Below are 17,747 nucleotides of genomic sequence, written 5' to 3'. Positions count from 1 at the left end.
TCCCGGATCAGGAGTTTCTCAAGCTATTACCAGGTCACAGCAATGTACTTGGTCTCGCAAAATTCCAGGATGCCATGATGAGCCCCTTCTCGCCCAAGTCCGCTTTGCTTCACGCCGCCGAACGGCGCGGCTGGATCTGATGCCAGGCCACGGTTGAGACCAATCATTCCAGCCTCGAGTCTCTCCGAAACGCGGAGGCCGCGGCCAAGATCACGCGTGAAGACGTAGGCAATCAGGCCGTATTCTGTGTTGTTGGCCGCAGCGATAACCTCATCTTCGCTTTCGAAGGTGCTCAAGGCGGCGATCGGCCCAAAGATTTCCTCGTTGGCGATCGCCGCATCAGCTGGGACGTCGCGAATAACCGTGGGTGGGAAGTAGAAGCCGTCTTGATCAAGGGCAGTGCCTCCCGTCAGCACCTTCCCCCCGCGCTCGGTCGCGTCCGTCACCAGGCCACCAATTCGATCAAGTGCCTTCCTGTTGATGACCGGTCCGCACTGGGTGGATTTGGAGTAGCCTGCTCCGACCGTCAGTGCCGCCATGCGTTCAGTAAGCTTTTGCGAGAAAGCCTCGACGATGCCGGTTTGCACATAGAAGCGGTTGGCCGCCGTGCAGGCCTCGCCGCCATTGCGCATCTTAGCAACCATCGCGCCCTCGATGGCGGCATCCAGGTCAGCGTCATCGAAAACAATGAATGGTGCATTGCCACCAAGTTCCATTGAGCAGGAGATGATTGTGTCGGCCGCTTCGTGCAGGAGCTTTCGACCGACTTCAGTAGAACCGGTAAATGACAATTTGCGGACACGCGGATCATGCAACATCTTGCTGACCACGGCGCCTGACCGTTCAGTCGTGATCACATTGACAACGCCATCTGGCACCCCCGCCTCAGCATACAGTGCGGCAAGCGCATAGGCGGTCAACGGCGTCTCTGTCGCCGGTTTAAGCACGCAGGTGCAGCCGGCGGCAAGGGCCGGTGCGATTTTGCGCGTCGCCATCGCTGCGGGAAAGTTCCAGGGTGTCACCAGGACTGCAACGCCAATTGGTTGATGTTGAACCACGATCTTGTTCGCCCCTGAGGGGGCGGTCGAGATTTCGCCGTTCAGGCGAACTGCTTCTTCCGAGAACCAGCGAAAGAACTCAGCGGCGTAGGTCACTTCACCGTAGGCGTCACTCAAGGCCTTGCCGTTTTCGAGGCTGATCAACTCTGCCAACATGTCCTTTCGCTCGACCATCAGCTCAAAGCATCGGCGCAGAATCTCTGATCTCCTCCGCGGCGGGGTCGCCGCCCAGGCGGGTCCCGCATCGTACGCCGCCTGAACAGCGTCTAGAGCATCTTCGATCGTTGCATTGGCAACGTCTGAGATGACAAGACCGGTAGACGGGTCAAGAACGTCAATCCGCCTAGCCGAGGCTCCAGGGCGCCACTTTCCAGCAATATAGAGGTCAGTAGGGACTTGTTTGAGGTCAAAGCTGATCTGGGACGTGATTGTCGGCGTCATTGTCAATTTACCTTCCATGCTTTTGCATCGTTCCTCAGTCCAATTCGATCACCCGTGAAGGCAGCGCCGACCAGACTGGTCATAACTGTTGGATCGAGGAGGCGCGGATTGTTCTTGATCAGTCTGGCACTGCCCATCGCCTGTTCGGCAACTTGCGGCAACTGAGCCTCCACGATCCCCAAGTCGGCAATCGACTTCGGGATTCCAATCGACGCGAAGAGTGCTGCAACCGCATCTATCGTCTCGCTGGCAGCGTCGAACGAGGATCGGCCCTGAAGATCAAGTCCCATGGCCTTGCCAATCTCGACCAATTCCGGCTCGCAAAAATTGCGATTCAGCTCCATTACGTAGGGCATCATGACAGCGACGCCCGCGCCGTGGGCCGTGTGGGTCATGGCTCCAATCGGATACTGGATGGCGTGAGCCGCCGCAGTCCCGGCCGTCCCGAAAGCAAGACCTGCTGTCGTCGCCCCCAGCATCAGGCGTTCGCGCGCTGTGTGATCGTCGCCATGATCATAAGCACTTTTAATGCTGGAAGAGATGTGGGATATGGCCATCAGCGCATAGGCATCGCTCAGGGCGTTTTTGCCCAGGAAAACATGATCATGCACGATCGTATCGGTCGGTGTGCGACGAATGGTCGTGTAGGCCTCGATTGCATGTGTGAGCGCGTCGGCGCCGGAAACTGCGGTGAGGCTGGGCGGACAGGAGTACGTCAGTTCTGGATCGCAAATCGCCGTGTGGCAAATCAGTTCCGGACTTGCAATTCCGACTTTCACAGCTCGATCGGGATCTGTGATGACTGCCACCGGCGTTACCTCAGAGCCGGTCCCGGAGGTGGTTGGCAGAAGAATCAGCGGCAATATGGGACCGGGGACCTTGAACTCGCCATAATAGTCGCTGGGCTTACCCTTGTGTGCGATAAGCAGTGCACAAACCTTGGCGGCGTCCAGGCAGCTGCCGCCGCCGATGCCGATGACGAGGTCTGCACCAAATTTGCGGCCGGCTTCCACACCCTGAGCGATGCACTCAAGCGGCAGTTCCGCAATGGTGCCGTCGAATACGTGCACTGCCACACCTGACGACGCCAGAGCATCCACCATCTTGCGAAAATCTGCCTCGTTGCTCAAACGAGCGTCCGTGACAACTAGCGCACGACGACCGAGCTTTGCGGCATAGCCCGGTAGGGCGGCGCGTTGGCCGGCCCCGAACACGAGATTGCGCGGGGTGCGCAGGGCTCCAAATAGGGTCAATAAAACCTCCTGTTTCATTCAGCAGCACCAAGGCCGGCTAGAACTTGAATTTGTTGCCAGACTTCCTCAGCAAGCGGCACGCCCTCCTTCAGGCGCTGGTCGCGACAAGCTCGCCCCCGCTCTCCAGGTATCACGACGGCCGGGAAACCATCTGCTGGCTCCAACGCGCGGAGTGCCTCGAGATAGGCCTGCAGGTCCCGCTGCGGACCGTCGATGACAATGAATAGGTCTCCCTTGTTGCACACCGTCGTATCGTCGAGCGTTCCCGTGACGTCTCGTCCGATCGCGGCTCCGGCCAGGCTTGTCACAAGCAGTTCAAAGGCGAGGCCCAAGGCGTATCCTTTTGCTTGACCGAAGGGAGCGATTGCCCCCTTCTTCGCGGCGGCTGCGTCTGTGGTGGGATTTCCGTTTTCATCCAGCGCCCAATGAGAGGGGATTGGCTGGCGCCTGTTGGCGTGATCGTGAATCTCGCCCATCGAAACAACACTCGTCGCCGTATCCATCATGAAGGAAGCGCCACCCGTCGGCACGCCTATTGCGATCGGATTGGTCCCGATCATGGCCTTGCGCCCGCCCCAGGGATGAACAAGCGCCTCGCTCGTTGACAGTGCAATAATCGATAAACCGTGTTCTGCGACACGCTCTGCGTACCAGCCGAGCATCCCTATGTGATTGGAATTGCGGATGGCAGCGACGGCAATGCCGGTGACCTTCGCACGCTCTATCAACGAAGTAATCGCCCGGTTCGCGACGACAGGCCCTAGACCGCGCTGACCGTCGACGGCCAGAAACGCCTCCTTGCGCCATCTATGCTCACCCCGGGCGTGCGGGTCCGTAACGCCGTTCTCAATCCGGCGAATGATGCGCCTGAGGCGCAACAGTCCGTGGGAGGGTACCCCCCTCAAATCGGCTTCCAGCAAGAGATCAAGCTGTTCTGATGCGTGCTCTTCCGGTACGCCGGCGCGGTGGAGAGCCAGCCGGGCAACTTCACGAATATTATCCACGGAAACCGTAATCATAGATCAAATCCGATCGGATATCTGATTGCATTTTCCGCACTATGTTGATAAGAAATTGCTGCGTCAAGAAGGAATTTTGAAAATGACGAATCGGAATGGTGAGTTGAAGAACGGCGACACAGGATTGCTACGGCGACCCACCCGTCTCGCCGATGAGGTCTATGGGGCAATCTACTCACAGCTCATGTCACTGAAGATCCCGCCTGGTGGTCGCATTGCCGTGGACAATCTGGTGCGGGAACTCGGCGTCTCGCAAACACCCATCCGTGAAGCGCTTTCACGGCTTGAAGCTCAGGGGCTGGTGGTAAACACGCACCTCATCGGGTACAGCGCGGCGCCGCAGATGGATCTTTCGGGGTTGGAGCAGCTTTACGACCTTCGCATGCTGGTGGAGCCATTTGCGGCAGCCCAGGCGGCGAAGCTTATGTCTGACGAGGCCATCACATCGCTCGAAGCCATCGATTCGGATATGCGTCAAATCCGCAACGAGGATGCGCGTTCAGCCTACAGCCGCTTCGCGCAAAGCGACGGCGCCTTTCATGATGCAATTGCTGTCGGCAGCGGGAACGGACTTATTCATGAGGCGCTGGCACGTCTTCACACCCACGTGCATCTTTTCCGCCTCTATTTTCACACGCGGGCGACTTCCGATGCAAACAAGGAGCATGCGCGGATTTTAGCCGCAATCAAAGACAGGAATCCTAAAGGGGCCGAGGCGGCTATGAGGGATCATATCGAGCGCTCCCGCAAGCGATTCATGAAGTTCTTTACTGATGCCCAAGGCTGAGTTCAGCCTCTGCTGGAGGCTATAGAGTGCCGACAATATAGAGCTCTAATTTCATACCATTCCTCAGGCCGGGCGTGGGATCTGTGCCGGGTGACGCGCCCAACACCCTGCCCCCCCGCCCGCCGAAACAGCCGATGTCAGACGACTTTATACTGCCGAGTGGCGTCTTTGCCTCCTCGTGAACGGTACGACCGCTTCTGTGGCACATACCGCTTTCGATCTGCAAGGAAGGGCGGTCCTTGAGGGGATCGCCGCAGGCAGCGTCTCCGTCTTTGCCACCAGCTTCTCGACTTCGCCGTCGACGATCTTCTTGTGGACAATTATCCGCTCCATCGGCATGCGGATGTGGCCCGATTTCATGAAAGCGCCGAAAGTTGCCGCCTGAACCGCAGCAACCGCGTGACCGATCTTCGTTGAACGGGTGAAGCTCACCCGCCGCACCGCCGGATCAGCGACATCGCCTCAAGGATGCGGTTGCCGTCTGCAGGTGTGTTGGTAATGTGTTTGACAGCCTCAGGAGGCGGTCCACCTTCGGCCATTGCCTTGATGACTAGGCCAAGGGCGAGGCGCTACCCCGACATTTGAGAACAGCAGTATCGCTGCAAGCCAGCGGCACCGCAAGCGCCAGGACAACGACGATGACGCGTTCCAGGGCGCAATGCCCACAGTGGCGCCTGCAGGAACCCATACTGCCATCGCCAGCGAAGCGGGCAGATCCGGAGGAATGACTTCGTCGTCGATCTGGAACGCCATTGCAGCAGCTTCTTCAGCATGTCAGCTGCGAGGCACACATTGAAATCGGCCCATACCTGGGTCGCGCCGATCTCGGCCTTCATCACAGGGCAAAATCGGTATCCCAAGCGCCGAAGCCTGCGGGAGAAAAAAATGCAAAGGCTGAAGCAAAAGCCCGGCGTTATGCACGGGCATCATAGGCCTGCTGGGCAGCCAGCACGGCATCCATATTGTGCTCCGCCCAATGTGCCAGCGCCGAAACGGTTTCTGTCAGTGTCCGCCCAAGAGACGTCAGCGCATATTCCACCGTCACCGGTACCGTCGGGAAAATCGCCCTTGAGATCAGGCCGTCACGTTCCAACTTCTTCAGCGTCTGGGAGAGCACTTTCTGGGAAATGCGTTATATCCCGCCTGAGATAGTTGAAGCGTACCGGCTCGCCTTCCAGCCGGTCGAGGATTAGAAGCGCCCATTTATCCGCCAGCCGGTCAAGAACGAGCCGCGTCGGACACCGGTCTTCAAAAACATTATAGGCGTGCTTCATCTCTGGTTTTCCTTTGCTTTCGTCTCAACGGTTTACTTGAAGTAACCACGTGACCCGAAAGTGCCTTCTTTCCCTCAGTGCAATCGGACTGTATCTATCAGAAACAAGGTTTCCAGTAGATACTAAGGAGAATGTTAATGAAAGGCAAGATTCTCGTTCTCGGCGCAACCGGGAATGTCGGCACGCCCCTCGTCAAGGTACTCCAGGCCAAGGGTTACGCAGTCCGCGCCGCTTCGCGTTCCGGCAAGTCAGTGGAGGGCGCTGAAGGCGTCGTGTTCGATTTCGCCAACCCGGCGACCATCGCACCAGCCTTCGCCGACGTCGATGCCGCCTACGTCATGCTGCCGACCGGATACGTCGATTCCAAGGGCCTGCTGTTGCCGGTGATCGCGGCCGCCGCCGCCGCCAACGTCAAAGTCGTTTTTCAGAGCGTACTCGGCGTCGATGCCGATGACAGTATCCCTTACCGCCAGGTTGAGATCGCACTCGAAAAAACCGGCGTTCCCTACGTCATCCTGCGTCCGAACTGGTTTGCCGACAACTTCCACACTTTCTGGAAGGCCGGCATCGACCACGGCGAGATCGCCGTTCCGGCTGCGGACGGGAAGTCCAGCTTCATCGATGCGCGCGACATCGCCGAAAGCGCAGCAGCGGCCCTAACAACCGAGAAGTTCGACAACAGAGCCTTCAACCTGACAGGCCCCGAAGCTCTCGGCTACGCCGAGGCGGCCAAGCTCATTTCGGCGGCAATCGGGAAAGACGTCGCCTACAATCCCCTCAACGACGAAACATTCATCGGCATTCTGACCGGCGTAGGCGTACCGGCCGATTACGCCTCGTTCCTCGCATCGATTTTCTATCCGGTCCGCGAGGGCTGGACTGCCCTCGTCACCGCTGACGTCGAGGTGCTGACCGGAAGGCCGGCACGCAGCCTCGAAACCTACGTCCAGGACAACATCACCCTCCTTATGGCCTGATCCGGCAGCTAAACCAGCCAGATCCTTGGGAGTGTTGGCGGAAGCTTCCAACGCGGCGGACGATGCTGATATCGCGCCGCAGCTGCGGCGGCAGTGCGCCAATCATCAGTTCCCAGGACGCGGCCAATGTTGCGGAGCAGTCGAAAGCAGGAGGCGCCGGAGCCGGGCAGCCTTCCACCGCTCGTCGAAAGCCGCCAGCCGCTGAACGGCCCCTGTGTCACCAGTCTGCTATGCCTCGTCCGCGTCCGGCTCCAGTTGCAGCGGCGCCTTTGCCCAGACTTCGCCTTCGAGGGCAACGCGGTCGGTCGGCAGCGGACCAGGCGCCATGATTTCCCGTTCATTCTGCAAGATGAGCTCGATCGACAGAGCAGTCATTTCTGAAACGCGTCCCCGTCGTTCATCTGTTGGCGCTGCTCGCGTGCGATCGGCAAACGGAGAACCGGCACACACCGCCCTTTCACTTGCTACCATATGGTGCAATTGACGCAAACGGGACCTCCTGTCTGGTTCAGGAAACCCGGCCGGCGATGGGCTGGTCAGGATGTCTTCGCAGCGATCAATTTCGACGAAACCAGGCGGAAAATCTCCGCCTGATATAGCGCGTCCTGCAGGCAATCATGCGTACCTGCCAGGTTGGGTTTCAGGTGTTCGGCTATCCGGCTCGAACGCGTCTCCCGCCATGTGCAACCCGTCGCACCCATATAGAGCGCTTTGATATCGAGCGCTGTGAAGCCAAACGGATTGCGACCGGTGAAGCGGTGGAAGTAATAGTTGACGAAGGACCAGTCGAAGGGAGAATTAAAGCCCACAAACACGGGATCGCCGTCGGGGCCAGCGATCTCGGCGACCCAATTTGACAACGCGGCCATGGCGTCGGATGGCGGCAATCCGGTTCGGTCAAGCTCTTCTAAAGAAAGCCCGCTCACTTTCAAAGCCTTCGGGTCGAAATTCCGATTGATCGGCTGGAGTTCACAGGTGAATGTCTTTTCCGGTTCGAAAACAGAACAGGCGCCGATCGACAACAAACTGAACTCGCCGGGTATCGGGCCGGCGGTCTCCACGTCCACCGACACAAAGACTTCGCGTTTTTCGCTCATGAGATCAACGGCTCCGCAGGTACGAGAGAGGGGCGGTTGCGAATGGCCTGCCAGTGTTCCCGGAATGCCCGCCGCCTCTCCTCGACGGTTCCGGTCGTCTTCCAGTGTAGACCGGAGAAAGTCGTAATATCGAAGGGAAGGCTCGTCCCTTCCCGCACCATGACCATCGTCGGCAAGCCGCGACCGAGAGCATATCCAAGTTCGAGAAAGCAATTCGGCCGCGCGCCCGTTATGTCGGCCAGAACCACGCTCGAGCGATGAAGCTTTGCGAAAATCTCCTCGTCGATCCTTGAATGCTCATAGGCCTGACGCCCGTCGATGACGATCAGACGATAGCCCAACTCGTCCTCGACGACCGGCTGGACGACCGTGTCGAAGAAATTTTGAACATCGTTATAGTCGGCAAGCTCCGGATTGAGAAGGCGCACGGCAAAGGCCCTTGGTCTTTCAAGGGATTCCAAAAGCTCGACCAACAACGAAACGCGTTCTGCAACGGGCTGTCGGCGTGGAAAACGGATCCGATTGATCCAGTCGTGCGCGTCGCCGTCATCCGCAATTTGAAACAGACGACGGGATTGGCTGCTGTTGAGCCCGAAACTGTAAAGGCGCCTCGCACCCGTTGTTTCCGGGCAAAGCGCGAGATTGAGCGGCACGACCGGCTTGCCGGCATCATGATAGAGATTTGCCAGGAACAGCACGCCCTCGGTGCCCCCGAGGGCAACAAGGATGTCGCCGAACTGGGCTTGAGCTTCCATGCGCTTGCTGTTCATGTTCCAGTGGGCGGCATTTTCGATCTTGATCAATTGCGAGCCACGCAGTTCGTCCCACAGATCGACCTTATCGTCAGGAATCTGGTCCTCGGTCTTGTGATGCTGGACCGCGACGACGAGAGGACCTGGTACATTTTGCGGTCTCAACACCAGATTGTCCTTGATCGACTTCCAGACCAGCCAATCAAAGCAGATCGGCAGACCGTCGGCCTTGCGCAACGGTTCGGCATCGACAGGCAAAACGAAGTTCGCGCCCCTCCTCATCAGCTCCTTGACAAGTGATGCGACCAGCTCCCGGGCCGACTGCACGTTGTCGGTCGAGGCAACGGCCAGATCGTCGACGATGCTTCCCGAGATGTGGATGCGACGGCCGAACAAGGGTGATCGCGGCATCATTTGTCCTCCATAATCGGCGAAGCATGCATTGCGCCAGCCACCGATTTCAGATGCTCAAATCTCAGGGGCTCTTTCGGATAGGCTCTTGCCAGAGCGGCGGGGTAGAGACGCGTGCGAATGTCGGAATATGTCCAGGAAGGATGCTTGTCACGTGCGCCTGTCGCCGCGACAAGCTCGGCAATCTCAGCCGCCTGCAGGCCCAGGCCTGCGAGGTCCATCTGGAAAAGCTGCCGCCGATCGTCGTCCGACGGACGCCTGAACTCCTCCATGATGGCGGCTCGCCGCTTCAAAGCGGCATCCAAGATCGAAAGACGATTGGTACACAAAATGACGACAATCCGACCGCCGTACTTGCGCAAATCATCGACGCCCTGGATCAGCGTGTTGACCGCCACCTTGTCTTCGTGGTGGCTATGATCCTGGGTGCGCGAGGCAGCAAGACTGTCGCCTTCATCGATGATGAGAATGGCGCGGCGCGATTTGCCGGCCGACTGGGTCACCTTGCGGAAAGCTTCGGCAATCAGCGTTCCCATTTCGCCGACCATACCGCTGCCGCGCACACGGTTGGAAAGCTTGAACAGGATGGAATCCTCGCTCTTCGCCTCGGTTACCAGTTTGTTGGCAATGCATTCAGCCGTCGCTGTCTTGCCCGTACCGACATCGCCGTGGAAGATAACCAGCGGATATTGCTCGGCGACGAGGTCGCAGATGGCGAGCTTGCCCGCGTGAAACTTGCGGTTCCACTCCCCCAGACCACCGACGTTGAGAAGCAGCCGCAACTGATCGTGAATGCGTGCATAGCGGGCCTCGAAGCCCAGCAATGTACGTTCGCGCCTGAAGAGCTCATCGCTCGGAAGCGGTGTCTCGCTGTCAAAAATGCTTGGCTGGCTCACGCTGCCCAATCCTTTCTTTGCATGCCGTAGGCATTGCTGGCGTAATCACGCCCGCCCGACGACGTCAGGGACGAATGGCTGGTATCGGCTTTAGACGGCGACCAGTTGATCTTGAGTTTTCCACGGGTCGCTTCACGGGCGGCACTGGTGTAGGCACCCGTATAACGCAGGACGACGCGCAGGTACGGCGACGGTACTTTCGGCCACAACACGCCGCCCGGCCTGCTGGACGTCAGCGAGCCTGCATCCGTGTTGACATCAAAACGAGTTGCCCGCTGTTCGAGGTCATTACTCAGAAGCGTCACATCGACGGACGCAAGATAGCCTGCCTTGGCGAGAACCTCGACATCGTGGGCATAGTTCGCGGCTTCTGTCGGCGTCCACGCGCCGGTGCTGTCGCCAATCATGATCAGGTCCGCTTTCATGCGCCGGACCACGTTCTCGACGTCGACATCCGTATAGGTCGCGCTTGCGCTGGCGGTGCGGGTCTGGCTCATCTCATTCCTCCGTCTTGAAGCGGGGGCCGAAAAGCTCCTTCCACACTTCATTGTCGTTTTCGGCAGATGCAAAATTCGCAGCCTCCCAAGCCTCCTCCGCCGCCGCCACGATCTCCTTGCGTTCAGCTTCCGAGATCCTGCTCGTCACGTTGTTGAGGCTGTAGACCGGATCAAGGATGACGACGGGATCCGAGAAGGTGGCGAAAGGCGCGGTGTTTTCCGGAAACCGGATCTCGTCCTTGAGACCGGACTGGGCTATGTAGAGAAGAAAATTGCGGAAGCGCTGTTCGATACTGCCGGAGCTGCCCTGTGTTGCCAGCACATGGGCCATGATCAGCTCGATGTGAAACGATTTCAGCGGCTTCAGTTCGACCTGGTTGCGCCACTTCTTTCCCAGCCGCACCAACGTGCGAAAATCGCCGTCCTGGTTCTTTCGATCGCGAACGAACTTGATCTGGCAAGGCGCGCAGGTCTCGACCTTCGACCCGTCATGAATGTCGAACTGCCAGCCATATCCAGGCCTGGCCTCATCCTCGATCACCGGGACGATATCGACGCTGAGGCCCGTGCCGACGAAGGTCACTGTCGCCGCCTTACGCTGGATTTCGAAATCCTCGACGGATTTATTCGGATAGATCTTGATCAACAGGTCGTAGATCGTGTTGTTCAGGCTATCGAGCGTCTCCTTGCTGGCGTCGCGGCCGGCAATGTAGAAGACGACATCGACGTCGACCGGATCGACGCTGGTCTTGCGCAGGATCGTGAATTTCGCGAAAGAACCGGCCTTCACCACTTTCGTGATCTTGATCTCGGTCTTGTCACGCACCCCTTTGCACAGTTCCGCTATCAACCGGTCGACCTGCTCGTGATACGCCTTGCGCTTGTCGGCCGGCAGGCGCAGGACATTGCTGTCGTAGTAACGCAGTTCGGTGTTGCTCAACGCCATTTGCCATTTCCTTTCGCGCCGATACCAATCTGGGGGCCGCCAATCGGCGGCATATCCCCGGTGTGCATCCTCGGTTTACAAAGACAGACTTTGAATGACGCGGATATGACATAGAGAGCCGCAGATCGCGTTTCAAGACATTATAGTTTACAAAATTTCCACTAAATCGTACTATTGGAAACCGAAGCAAAAGGAGGCCATCATGATCGGAAACAAGCTCAAAGTAGCCCGGTCGGCATCGGGCCTGTCGTTGCGCGCACTCGCCGATGCCATGGGAGGCATCGTCTCCGCACAGGCCATCGGCAAATACGAGAGAAACGAAGACATGCCGAGTTCGCGCGTGCTGATCGGACTGTCGCGGACGCTCGGCGTTGCGGAAGAATATCTCCTCAGTGAGGATGAACTTGCGCTGGAAGGTGTCGACTTCAGGAAAAAGATCGGAACGTCGGCAAGAGAGGAGGCGATCCTCGAGGCGCGCGCGATCCACATGCTGGAGCGCTATCTGGCCGTCGAGGATCTTCTTCAAATGCGCAGTGTCGAATGGGAACAGCCGCGAAGCGCGCCACATCCGGTTGCCGACTTGCGTGATGCGGAAGACGCCGCACGGTCAGTGCGCGAGGATTGGGGTCTCGGCAACGATCCCGTTCCACAACTTGCCGAATTGCTCGAAGAACGCGGCATCAAGGTGTTATCACTCGACCTCGACGACGTTGACGGTCTCGCCGCCAAAGTCAGGCGCAAAGGACGAACGGCCGCGCGCATCATTGTCGTCAAGCGCAGCACGTGGTCGGAACGCAAGCGCTTCAACCTCGCCCACGAGCTCGGCCACATGGTCATGGCGCCGTGTGAGGGGGTAGACGAGGAAAAGGCCGCACACCGCTTCGCGGGCGCCTTTCTTATGCCGGCGGATGTGCTGCGCGCCGAAATCGGTGCGCACCGTTCATCGATCAGCATTGGTGAGTTTGTCGCCTTGAAAAAGCGCTTCGGCGTGAGCATCCAGGCCTTGGCCTATCGGTGCAAGGATTTGGGCATCATCAACCAGGCTGCCTTCGCGAGACTCTTCAAGGTGTTTGCGGAACGCGGATGGAGAGCAGCGCCATTCGAAGAACCGGAGACGATGAAACCGGAGCTTGAGGAGCCCAGGCGCTTCGAACGGCTCTGCTACCGGGCGTTGGCCGAAGGCGTGATAGGCGATTCGCGCGCCGCCGAACTGCTCGGAATTTCGGTGCGAGAATTGGATGCAAGACTGGATCAGGTGGCGGCTTGACCGGTGTCGATCCTTGTCTCCGATACCTCTGTGTTGATCGACCTTGAACGGGCTCGGTTGCTTGAGGACATGTTCAGGCTGCCTGTGGGCTTCGCTGTGCCTGACCTTCTTTTTGAGCGGGAACTGGCAGGCGCACTCGGCGATCAGTTGGTGGCGTTAGGACTTCTCGTTGAGGTCCTGACGCCTGCCGAACTCACTCGGGCGACTCATCTGAGCCGGCAGAATGCCCGCCTTTCGATCCCCGATACGTTTGCCTTCGCCATCGCTGAAGGGCGAGGCTGGACACTGTTGACGGGCGATGGCGTGTTGCGCGAACTGGCGAACGCCCAGGCTGTCGATATGCACGGAGTCTTTTGGCTGTTCGACCAGTTTGCCGAAGGCAACCACGTTCCCCTCGATCGCCTCCACAGCGGTCTGACGACGCTATTCAGCCATCCGAGATGCCGACTGCCCGCAGCCGAAGTACGCCGCAGGTTAGCTCGATACCGTTCCGTCTGGGCCTACTCCACATGAGAGACAAACAGAATAACGCTGGCGTGCCACATCGCCGCGCGTGCCCGGAATTAGGGATCTTGGTAGCCTTTGTCCGCCGGCAGCCGGACGCACAACTCAGCGCCGCCGGCCGCACAATTGCGGGCACTGACAGTCCCCCCATAGTCCTGAACGATAGAAAAGCTGATCCATAGACCGAGCCCGGTGCCCTCACCGACCGTTTTGGTGGTGAAGAAAGGTTCGAAAATCTTGCCCAGGTCGCTATCCTTGATCCCGTCGCCGTTGTCGCGGACTGTGAATTCAATGGTTCCATCGCCCTCGTCCCGGCGAGCGCGTAGCCAGACTCGCGGATCCCTCACTTTGGCAACCGCATCGAGCGCATTGTCAATGAGGTTTACGAAAACCTGGTGCATCTGGCCTTCATGGGCTTCGATCAAAAGATCGGGGTCGCTGTCGATCTCAACATTGGCGCGTGAGTTCTTGGCGCGCACGGCGAGATGGGCGGAGTTGCGCAGCAGCCGGTCTAGATCGACAGATTGGCGCTCGCCAGTTCCGCTGAAGGACAAGCGCCGGAGATTCTTGACGATATCGCTAATCCGGTCGGCGCCTTCGATCGTGCCTTCCAGCAACGGATCAATATCGCCGACGATTGCATCAATCTTCAACGTCTTGCGCAGCCTTTCAATCTCGTCGGGGCCGGCGCCCTGGTGCATCGCATTCAGGTAGGACACCAGGTTCTTGCGGTAGCGGTCGAGCGTGTAAATATTGGCATAGACGAAGGAGATGGGATTGTTGAGCTCGTGGGCGACGCCCGCGACCAACCGGCCGAGGCTCGCCATCTTCTCCTGCTCGATCAGCTTGCGCTGCGCCTGCTGCAATTCGAGATGCGCCAGGTGGAGCGCCTGATAGGCCTGCCGCAATTCGCTGATCGGCCGGCCCGTGAGGACGGCGCCGAACCTGCGGCGGCGCCCGTCGAACAGGGCGGCGCACCGCATAGCAAGGCATTCCTCGCGGCCGGCTGCGGCATTGAAATGCAGGTCCCCTTCGAGCACCCTGCCCTGCTGCCCGGCACTCATCAGCCGCTCGGCTTCCTTGCGGTCGGTCTCTACGACATAGTCGAAGATGCGGGTGCCGATAACGGCAGTCTCCTCCATGCCGACCAGGTGAAGGAAGGCGGGGTTCACCTTGCGGATCATGCCGTCGCTGCCGCAGGCAATCAGGATGTCGGAGACCGACGCCACCACGCTCGAAATGAAGGTTTGCGCCTCTTCGAGCTCGGCATTCTTGCGCTCGAGATCGGTCTCGTTGCGCAGGAGTTCGGAATAGACCTCATCCATGCGGTGAATGACGTCGACCCACATGGATTCGCTCGAACCGTCGAGTGCGAAGAGGCTGGGCAGCGAGATCTTGCTGATCAGGTCCTCGCCGGCCGGCCGTTCGTTCTTGTTAATCGGTTTCGTCATCAGGGTAGCGCTTGAGGTCGTAGCACTCGATCTTGCTCCGCAAACCAACGCGCGACAAGCCCAGTTCGTCGGCGCTACGGCTGATATTGCCGTCGTGGCGGGCTAGCGCCGCCTCGATCGCCGACCGCTCGACCTCGGCGACAATGTCCTTGAGCTGGCGCATGCTGCCGTCGGAGGCCGTGGCGGCAGGTTCGCCGTTGCGGATGGCGGGGGAGAGCAGCTCCGCCGCGAGCGGCGCATTCCCGTCCGACAGGACCGTCATCCGCTGGATCTCGTTGTGCAGCTCGCGGACATTTCCGGGCCAGGAATAGGCGATCATCAGGTCTAGCGTTCGGGGATGGAAACCCGCAACCTCCCGGTTGAACGACTGGTTGATCTGGGTGAGGAAGCGCTCGGCAATCGCCGGAATGTCCTCGATCCGGTCCTTGAGCGCCGGCATGTGGATCGGAAAGGCCGCGAGCCGGTAGTAGAGGTCGCGGCGGAACCGGCCCGCGGCGACCTCGGCAAGTAGATCGCGGTTGGTCGCCGAGATCACCCGCACATTGACCTTGCGCGGCCTTTGCGCGCCGAGCGGCCGAATCTCGCCCTCCTGCAGCACGCGCAGCAGCTTGACCTGGAAAGCGGGCGAGGTCTCGCCGATCTCGTCGAGGAAGATGGTGCCATTGTCGGCCAGTTCGAAGAGGCCGATGCGGTCCTGATAGGCGCCGGTATAAGCGCCCTTCTTGCAGCCGAAGAGTTCGCTTTCGAGCAGTTCATCTGGCAGGGCACCGCAGTTTTCCACCACGAAGGTCTTGTCGGCGCGGGCTGATTCCTGATGGATCGCGCGAGCGAGCAACTCCTTGCCGGTTCCCGACGCACCGGTGATCAGGACCGAAACATCGTAGCGCGCGGCGCGGCGGGCGAGTGAAATCGAGCCTGCGAGCGGACTGTCGCTGCGATGGATGATGCGGTCAAAGCCGAAGGATTGGCCCAGGTTGCGCCGGCGGTCGCTGATGACCTTCTGCAGCGCCTCGCTCGCCGGCTTCACCTCGATGCGCATGTCGGTGACTTCGTGCTGCAGGCGCCAGAGATTGGCGCTCTCGCGGACGCAGTCGATCAGCTTGTCGGGGCTCCAGGGCTTGGTGATATATTGATAGATGCCGGCATTGTTCAGGCCTTCGATGATGTCGGTGGAGTCTGTATAGCCCGAGATGATGATGCGGATAGTGTCCGGCCAGAGTTCACGCACGCGCTTCAGGAACTCGACGCCGGATTCGCCGGGCATACGCTGGTCGCAGAGGATGACCTGCACCATCTCTCCTTCCAGCACCTCCTCGGCCTCCTTGGCATTGCGGGCGCCGATGACCTCGAATTCGTCTGACAGGACGCGCTGGATCGCCTCGATCGAGCGCACTTCGTCATCGACGACAAGCACGGTGGCGTGCGGGTTGGTCATCGCATTGTCCTCTTGCGGTCCGTCTCGCCGCCACCCGCCCGGTGGATAGCAAGGGTCACCGGCGTGCGCGACTTGGGCGTCTTGCGGATGAAATTGTAGCGCGCGACGTGATAGCTCGGGTCGAAGCCGTAGAAATTGCGCCGCATGCGCTGCAACTCCTCCTCACGGTAGGCGGCGAGCGGCTTTTCGGCTTCGTCGCGGGCACGCAGCGCGCGCTTGGCGGCAATGCGTTCCGCCAGATCGGGGGACGCCACCAATTCGGCCGCCGCCCGATGCAGTTCGACCTCGGCGGCGATGACATCGGACGGCAGGCGGCGTGTCGCCAGGCCAAGTTCGAGCGCCTCGTCAATGCCCATCGGCAGCCGCGCCTGGGTCACGACACGGGCGCGATCCTCGCCGATGCGGGCCGGAAGGAGATAAGTCCAGTATTCGGAGCCATAGAGGTTGCCCATGTCCTTGTAATGCGGATTGAGGATAACGCCGTCGCGCATCCACACCTCGTCGGCGGCGAGCGACAGGAAGACGCCGCCCGCGCCGGCATTGCCGGTCACGGCTGCAATCACCAGCCGGTCACCGGTCTCGATGATCTCCCGCACGAGGTCGTTCATCGCATTGATATTGCTCCAGGATTCGTCCGCCGCGCTGTCAGCGCTTTCGATCATGCCGAGATGGATGCCGTTCGACCAGCAGTCAGCGTCGCCCTTGAGGACCAGAACCGGAAGCGCGCGCTGCTTGGCGGCGACGACCGCATGCCGCAGGGTTTCGCAATCCTCGGAGGACATCGCGCCGTTATGGAAGCGGAAATCGAGAAAGCCGACGCCGTTCTCCTCATGATAGCGGCAGAGTTCGGGGCCGGCGATCTCATGCAGGTCTGCCGCTTCGGCGCCGAGAAGCCGGCCGGCCGGCAGTTTCAGGCTCCGCGCCTCCGGCCGGCGGAGATGGCCGATCCAGAGCGCGCCGTCCCGGAAGGCCATGGCGACCGACTGCCGGGATCGGCCGAGCATCGTTCCGGGCAGCCCAGAGAGCCCGGCAGCCAGCTCGGCGTCAAACGCCAGATAGCTCTGTCCGGCGATAGTCAGCACAGCACCGGGGTCGCCATCCGAGGCACGGATGATGCCAAGCGCTTCCTCCGCGGAATGACGTGCGGGATCGAGCGTCCGGTCCGACTTGCGGCAGGCGGGCCGCTCGCGGCCCCTGCCCCAGTTCGCCGGCATGACTGGGCCATTCCCGCGTCCGAGGCGCTCGATCGCTTCGAAGACACAGGCCGCGGCAGCCTCGGTCACTTCGTGCCGGTAGATGCTCGATTTCCGTGCCGCCCGCATCGGGAATTCCCGCCATGCCCAGACCGGCCCGGCATCCATCTCCTCCCGCGCCTCGATCAGCGTCACGCCCCAGGTCGTCTCGCCGTCGAGGATCGCCCAGTCGAGCGCGCTTGGGCCGCGATCACCCCGGATGCCGGGGTGGACGATCAGGCAGTGCGTCCGCCGCCAGACATCGGCCGGAATGGGCCGCTTGAGGAAGGGCGCGATGACGAGATCGGGCGCGAACAGCGCGACCGCCTCGCGTGTCAGGTCGCCATGAATGTCGAGTTCGACCGAGACCTCGTGCCCCGCCCGTCTGAGATCGATATGCAGGCGCTGGGAAAGCGAATTGAAGCTGTGGCAGAGGAGCAGGATGCGCAT

Annotated in this window: 17 protein-coding genes and 1 pseudogene; 4 read left to right on the top strand and 14 right to left on the bottom strand. The window is 60.0% G+C overall.

The genetic code is table 11. From position 1 onward, the window contains the following. Positions 1–26 precede the first annotated feature (26 nt). Genes ACK9YZ_RS33375 through ACK9YZ_RS33365 form a run of 3 tightly spaced genes read right to left on the bottom strand, consistent with a single transcriptional unit; the run spans position 27 to position 3,771 of the window. Positions 27–1,499 (bottom strand): NAD-dependent succinate-semialdehyde dehydrogenase, encoded by a 1,473-nt coding sequence (locus ACK9YZ_RS33375; protein ID WP_416068770.1) that lies wholly within the window; start codon positions 1,497–1,499, stop codon positions 27–29. Positions 1,500–1,501: 2 nt separating this feature from the next. Then, entirely contained in the window at positions 1,502–2,752 is a 1,251-nt protein-coding gene (locus ACK9YZ_RS33370; protein ID WP_416068769.1) for an iron-containing alcohol dehydrogenase, read from the bottom strand. A gap of 14 nt (positions 2,753–2,766) precedes the next feature. After that, on the bottom strand, positions 2,767–3,771 hold the full coding sequence (locus ACK9YZ_RS33365) for an Ldh family oxidoreductase (protein ID WP_416068678.1): 1,005 nt from the start codon (positions 3,769–3,771) through the stop codon (positions 2,767–2,769). A 25-nt stretch (positions 3,772–3,796) separates the two neighbouring features. Between ACK9YZ_RS33365 and ACK9YZ_RS33360 the strand changes: the two genes are divergently transcribed. Further along, positions 3,797–4,558, top strand: coding sequence for a GntR family transcriptional regulator (locus tag ACK9YZ_RS33360; RefSeq protein WP_416068677.1), 762 nt, complete (start codon positions 3,797–3,799; stop codon positions 4,556–4,558). A gap of 147 nt (positions 4,559–4,705) precedes the next feature. Here ACK9YZ_RS33360 and ACK9YZ_RS33355 read toward each other — a convergent pair whose 3' ends face one another. After that, the gene (locus tag ACK9YZ_RS33355; RefSeq protein ID WP_416068768.1) at positions 4,706–4,891 is read right to left on the bottom strand and encodes a hypothetical protein; all 186 of its coding nucleotides are present in this window, start codon (positions 4,889–4,891) and stop codon (positions 4,706–4,708) included. Between the two features lie 580 nt (positions 4,892–5,471). After that, a pseudogene (locus ACK9YZ_RS33350) lies at positions 5,472–5,832 on the bottom strand (winged helix-turn-helix transcriptional regulator). Positions 5,833–5,969: 137 nt separating this feature from the next. Between ACK9YZ_RS33350 and ACK9YZ_RS33345 the strand changes: the two are divergent. Then, positions 5,970–6,809, top strand: coding sequence for an SDR family oxidoreductase (locus tag ACK9YZ_RS33345; protein ID WP_069456841.1), 840 nt, complete (start codon positions 5,970–5,972; stop codon positions 6,807–6,809). A gap of 228 nt (positions 6,810–7,037) precedes the next feature. Here ACK9YZ_RS33345 and ACK9YZ_RS33340 read toward each other — a convergent pair whose 3' ends face one another. The 6 genes from ACK9YZ_RS33340 to ACK9YZ_RS33315 all read right to left on the bottom strand — a co-directional run bounded on the left by ACK9YZ_RS33340 (position 7,038) and on the right by ACK9YZ_RS33315 (position 11,408). Next, positions 7,038–7,184: a hypothetical protein gene (locus tag ACK9YZ_RS33340; RefSeq protein WP_416068676.1), complete on the bottom strand. Its 147-nt coding sequence runs from the start codon at positions 7,182–7,184 to the stop codon at positions 7,038–7,040. Positions 7,185–7,345: 161 nt separating this feature from the next. After that, a complete protein-coding gene (locus tag ACK9YZ_RS33335; RefSeq protein ID WP_416068675.1) occupies positions 7,346–7,906 on the bottom strand; it encodes an exonuclease domain-containing protein in 561 nt (186 codons plus the stop codon). Further along, a complete protein-coding gene (locus ACK9YZ_RS33330; protein ID WP_416068767.1) occupies positions 7,903–9,069 on the bottom strand; it encodes a hypothetical protein in 1,167 nt (388 codons plus the stop codon). The genes ACK9YZ_RS33335 and ACK9YZ_RS33330 overlap by 4 nt, the downstream gene beginning before the upstream one ends. Next, positions 9,069–9,965, bottom strand: a complete 897-nt coding sequence (locus tag ACK9YZ_RS33325) for an AAA family ATPase (protein ID WP_416068674.1) — start codon at positions 9,963–9,965, stop codon at positions 9,069–9,071. The genes ACK9YZ_RS33330 and ACK9YZ_RS33325 overlap by 1 nt, the downstream gene beginning before the upstream one ends. After that, entirely contained in the window at positions 9,962–10,462 is a 501-nt protein-coding gene (locus ACK9YZ_RS33320) for a hypothetical protein (RefSeq protein WP_416068673.1), read from the bottom strand. Before ACK9YZ_RS33320 ends, ACK9YZ_RS33325 begins: the two co-directional genes overlap by 4 nt. 1 nt (position 10,463) lies before the next feature. Beyond that, a complete protein-coding gene (locus tag ACK9YZ_RS33315; protein WP_416068672.1) occupies positions 10,464–11,408 on the bottom strand; it encodes a CBASS oligonucleotide cyclase in 945 nt (314 codons plus the stop codon). Between the two features lie 202 nt (positions 11,409–11,610). Here ACK9YZ_RS33315 and ACK9YZ_RS33310 point away from each other — a divergent pair, with 202 nt between their 5' ends. After that, positions 11,611–12,675, top strand: a complete 1,065-nt coding sequence (locus ACK9YZ_RS33310; RefSeq protein WP_416068671.1) for a helix-turn-helix domain-containing protein — start codon at positions 11,611–11,613, stop codon at positions 12,673–12,675. Between the two features lie 3 nt (positions 12,676–12,678). Beyond that, positions 12,679–13,188, top strand: a complete 510-nt coding sequence (locus tag ACK9YZ_RS33305; RefSeq protein WP_416068670.1) for a hypothetical protein — start codon at positions 12,679–12,681, stop codon at positions 13,186–13,188. A gap of 50 nt (positions 13,189–13,238) precedes the next feature. Here ACK9YZ_RS33305 and ACK9YZ_RS33300 read toward each other — a convergent pair whose 3' ends face one another. From ACK9YZ_RS33300 to ACK9YZ_RS33290, 3 genes are read right to left on the bottom strand one after another with little or no spacing between them, the layout of a single operon-like run. Then, on the bottom strand, positions 13,239–14,630 hold the full coding sequence (locus ACK9YZ_RS33300) for a sensor histidine kinase (RefSeq protein WP_416068669.1): 1,392 nt from the start codon (positions 14,628–14,630) through the stop codon (positions 13,239–13,241). After that, positions 14,614–16,065, bottom strand: a complete 1,452-nt coding sequence (locus ACK9YZ_RS33295) for a sigma-54-dependent transcriptional regulator (protein WP_416068668.1) — start codon at positions 16,063–16,065, stop codon at positions 14,614–14,616. Before ACK9YZ_RS33295 ends, ACK9YZ_RS33300 begins: the two co-directional genes overlap by 17 nt. Then, positions 16,062–17,747: an enoyl-CoA hydratase-related protein gene (locus tag ACK9YZ_RS33290; protein WP_416068667.1), complete on the bottom strand. Its 1,686-nt coding sequence runs from the start codon at positions 17,745–17,747 to the stop codon at positions 16,062–16,064. Before ACK9YZ_RS33290 ends, ACK9YZ_RS33295 begins: the two co-directional genes overlap by 4 nt.

It is taken from the genome of Rhizobium sp. ZK1 (assembly GCF_047782645.1).
Taxonomy (GTDB): Bacteria; Pseudomonadota; Alphaproteobacteria; order Rhizobiales; family Rhizobiaceae; genus Rhizobium.
This window is presented reverse-complemented; position numbering and strand designations above follow the sequence as displayed.